This is a genomic window from Pontibacterium sp. (genome assembly GCF_041587635.1).
Lineage (GTDB): Bacteria > Pseudomonadota > Gammaproteobacteria > Pseudomonadales > Balneatricaceae > Pontibacterium.
Genome location: NZ_JBFGYC010000504.1, coordinates 1 through 2,932, shown reverse-complemented (window position 1 = coordinate 2,932; position 2,932 = coordinate 1). Strand labels below are relative to the sequence as shown.

2 protein-coding genes are annotated in these 2,932 nt (G+C 45.1%); both read left to right on the top strand.

All coding sequences use genetic code 11. The features are described 5' to 3' along the window. The coding region (locus tag ABYW01_RS18145) for a nickel-dependent hydrogenase large subunit (protein WP_372835544.1) at positions 1-557 on the top strand (557 nt) is incomplete at its 5' end. A 269-nt stretch (positions 558-826) separates the two neighbouring features. Then, positions 827-2,932, top strand: a 2,106-nt coding sequence (locus tag ABYW01_RS18140; protein ID WP_372835542.1) for a TonB-dependent receptor plug domain-containing protein, incomplete at its 3' end; no start/stop codon positions are given.

Below are 2,932 nucleotides of genomic sequence, written 5' to 3'. Positions count from 1 at the left end.
AGCCTCGCCACCCTTCGGTTGGGCTTACTATTCCGTCGCTTGAAAATGAAGCAGGCTACAGTTGGTGTAAGTCGCCCCGTCTCAATGATCAGGTGGTAGAAGTCGGCGCCTTGGCTCGACAAGTGATGAATGGTCATCCTCTTGCTCATGGGTTAATTCTGGAAAATGGTGGCAATGTCCACAGCCGTATCGTTGCGCGCTTATTGGAGCTGGCCATTGTTATTCCTAAAATGGAAGCCTGGGCGAAGTTGATCGATCCAAAAGCGCCGTTTTGTAATCATGCAGACATGCCGGATAACGGTTCGGGTGTCGGTATGATTGAAGCGGCTCGTGGTTCGTTAGGGCACTGGCTAGAAGTGAAGAAAGGTAAGATTCACAGTTATCAGATTATCGCGCCGACTACGTGGAATTTTTCTCCGCGTGATCAGCAGGATACGCCGGGTGCATTGGAACAAGCACTGGTGGGAACGCCGATAAGAAAGGGAGAGACGGAACCCGTCGCAGTACAGCATGTAGTGAGGTCGTTTGATCCTTGCATGGCCTGTACGGTGCATTAGTAAATATCACTATATGGATAGGCTTCTCCTTTGTTTCAACAAGGTGTCATTTGATGTGCTTGAGGCTTTTAAAGGAAAAATAATCGCGTATTATCCGTAATATATCGGGCTGACGTTTCTATATGTTTTCAGAAGAAATGTTGCCCATCAAGAAGATGAAGTTGTTTTGATCTGTTAGAACGTTGCTTTGTATTAAGGGCGTTACTTTATGAAGACAGGCAGCCGGATATCAGGGAAAAGATGTGGTTGCAGAAGTTAAAAGGGACGTTATGAGTAAGGCTATCTATGGATTAATCGTCAGCTTGGTCTTCATATCCGCTCTGAGCCTTTCAGGCGGTGGGGTTGCTGATGAAGAAGTTGACTACTCCCTGGAGAGTGCTTATTTCTCAACTATCGCATCCGGACACTTAGAGGCAGTCAGAAAAGCACCCGGTGTAGTGAGTGTCATTACGGCCGCCGATATCGCTTCTATGGGTGCGACTCATCTTGATGAAGTGTTGGAAACTGTTCCCGGTTTACATGTGTTGCGGTCTGACCTAAGTCGTCTGGAGCCTGTGTATAGTATTCGTGGCCTCCAGAGCGGTTTTAATCCGCAGGTTCTTATACTTTTTAATGGGATAGAGTTTAAAACTCCTTTTAGCGAAGGAACACCGCCTATGTTCCGTTTGCCACTTAATATGATTGAGCGAATTGAAGTTATAAAGGGCGCAAGTTCTGCTCTTTATGGTGCCAATGCGTATTCCGGTGTGATTAATATTATTTCTAAACATGTTGGTGATTATATTCCTGCAATCGTTCAGCTTAAGAATGGTAGTTTTCATAGTCGGGATATAACGATTCAGCACAGAGAAGCAAATAATGAGGGAGCTGGTTTTTTCTTCTCTATAGAACACCAAACGAGTGCAGGGGATGGAAAGCGTATTATTGATCAGGATTTACAAACCACCATTGATCAACAGTCGGGGACCCGATCTTCGTTGGCGGCCGGAGGTCTGAATACAGACTATTCAGTTACTAATATGCTCCTGAATGTTGAAAATGATGTTTGGAGTTGGAATAACTGGTTCTGGCAAAATAAGGGGGCTGGGACGGGACAAGGCGTCGCTCGTGCTTTAGATAATGACGGATACGTCGACTCCAGCTCTTACATGTCACACCTTCAGTATAAACAAATTATTGATTTTGAACGCGCTATAGAAAGTAACCTTACGTATCATTATCTGGACAGTAAAAACTATTTCAAACTTTTCCCCGATGGAAGCCTTATTCCGATTGGTAATGACGGAAATCCTTTTACACCACTTAGTAACCCCGTGCTCTTTGAGGATGGAGTAATCGGGGCTCCAGAGTACAATGCGCATAAAGTCATTGCAGATGTAACCTACCAGTATATCGGTTTCGAGGACCAAATCTGGCGATCTCAGTTTGGATTTCAGTACACATCTTTTGAAACATCAGAACGTAAAAACTATGGTCCAGGTGTTCTGGATGGAACGGTTTCACCTATCAGCGGTGGCTTGACGGATGTCACCAATCTTCCTTATGTATTTCTCGATGATCAGGAGCGGCATAGCGTATTTTTTGCAGTTCAAAATCAATGGTATTTTCATCCTGACTGGACCTTAACTGTAGGTGGGCGTTGGGATAGGTATTCTGATTTTGGGAGTATCTTTAACCCTAGACTGGGGCTTGTCTGGGAGCCGCGTCATGACTTCACAGGTAAGTTGCTGTACGGAGAGGCATTTAGAGCGCCGTCGTTTAGTGAGTTATATATGAAGAATAATCCCAGTGGGATTGGTTCTGCATCGTTACTGCCTGAGCGAATTAAAACTTATGAGATCGTGGCGGATTTTCAGGTCGTACCCTCACTAAGGGTGATTAACAGTGTGTACTTTTACAAAGCTGAAGACCTTATCGAAAATAAATTGGTCGGAAGTGTGTATCAGTTTCAGAATGCGGCCCAGCAGGAAGGTTACGGGTTGGAGCTTGAGGCGCAATGGGCGGTCAGTTCTCAGCTAAAGGTGAAGGCGCAGTATAGTTATCAGCATAGTGAAAATGCTGACACTGGGGAGGTTATTGCTGACGTGCCCAATCATACTGGGTACCTGTCCATAGATTATAAGATGCTGAATGACTGGGCACTCCATCTGAATAACCACTGGATTGGTTCCAGCGTGCGTGAACGTACTGATACACGCAACAAGTTAAGTGGTTATGCATGGAGTACGCTAAAAGTGTCTAAAGTGTTTGATCAACGTAATTTAGAGACCGCTTTCATTGTTAAAAACCTGTTTGATGAAAACGCCCGTACACCTTCGTCGCCTATTATTCCCGGGGACTATCCGTTAGAGGGCCGTAGTATCTGGGCTGAAATT